The organism is Burkholderia sp. RF7-non_BP4 (genome assembly GCF_001521935.1).
In the GTDB taxonomy this organism is placed as follows: domain Bacteria; phylum Pseudomonadota; class Gammaproteobacteria; order Burkholderiales; family Burkholderiaceae; genus Burkholderia; species Burkholderia diffusa.
Window position 1 is genome coordinate 1 of sequence record NZ_LOTA01000086.1, and the last position, 858, is coordinate 858.

The 858-nt window shown below is 61.2% G+C and carries 2 protein-coding genes; both read right to left on the reverse strand.

The genetic code is table 11. The features are described 5' to 3' along the window. Positions 1-163: 163 nt before the first annotated feature. Positions 164-553 (reverse strand): hypothetical protein, encoded by a 390-nt coding sequence (locus WS49_RS26300; protein ID WP_059534805.1) that lies wholly within the window; start codon positions 551-553, stop codon positions 164-166. Next, a partial coding sequence (locus WS49_RS35745) for a DUF6708 domain-containing protein (RefSeq protein WP_063892396.1) occupies positions 550-858 on the reverse strand: 309 nt, incomplete at its 5' end. The genes WS49_RS35745 and WS49_RS26300, both read right to left, overlap by 4 nt.

The following is an 858-nucleotide window of genomic DNA, read 5'->3' on the forward strand; positions in this document are numbered from 1 at the left end:
AATCCTCGTGGACTTAACGTATCGCGCGAAATTTCAACGCAAACGTCATCGAGATGCGTGGGCGCGGACCAAAGCAAGGTCGGGGCTTCTTCGATCGGCTCGTTGGGCCCCGGAAGATCACGCTGCCAACCGGTACAGGGCGGGTTGAGCTTGGGCTCCGTCATTACGCCACCTCCGTCAGGGCCACCTGGGCAGAACCGCTTTCGTCGCTCCTGTCGAGCCAGCAAGTGATCCTTAGCGTGGCTGACTGAATCCCGCCAACGCGATCCAGTTCGTAACGCCCCCTCAGTACAGGGCTACTGTTGGTCGGTTGGCCTTCTGTCACTAGGGTGTAATCCGGCCGCGGAATCGCCGTTGGCTTAGTCGGTTCGACGTCAATATTCGCCTGGATTGAAACCAGCACCTGCGTGCTGATTTCCGGCGTGCGGCGACCGCTCCGGATTAGGCCAAGCCGCTCTACTTCCAGCATAAAGCAGTAGTCTGAATAGGCGGGATCGTAACCGGGCAGCATCGCATCCTGCCCTGTGGTTTCGTGAGAAGGCATGGGCGTCATGGCGCAGTGCGCGACTCGCGGTCCATGGTGGGCGGCCATTCCACCTTGGGCGCCAGCCGCAATGCCAGGTTGTAGGGCGGCACGTCGTTGACGTCGCGCGACTCGACTTCGCTGGGATTCAGTCCGCTGCACCCGTGCTGCATATAGGCGCACACATAGGCCCATACGTTGCTGGTGTTGCCGGCACGCGAACTCAGTTCGAAACGATCAATCACCTCATGGGTGCCGGGCTTCACCACGGCGATGGAGACGCCCTCCTTGACGATCAGGGCGCCGTTGGCGGTCGCCCCGCGCACCTTCCATTG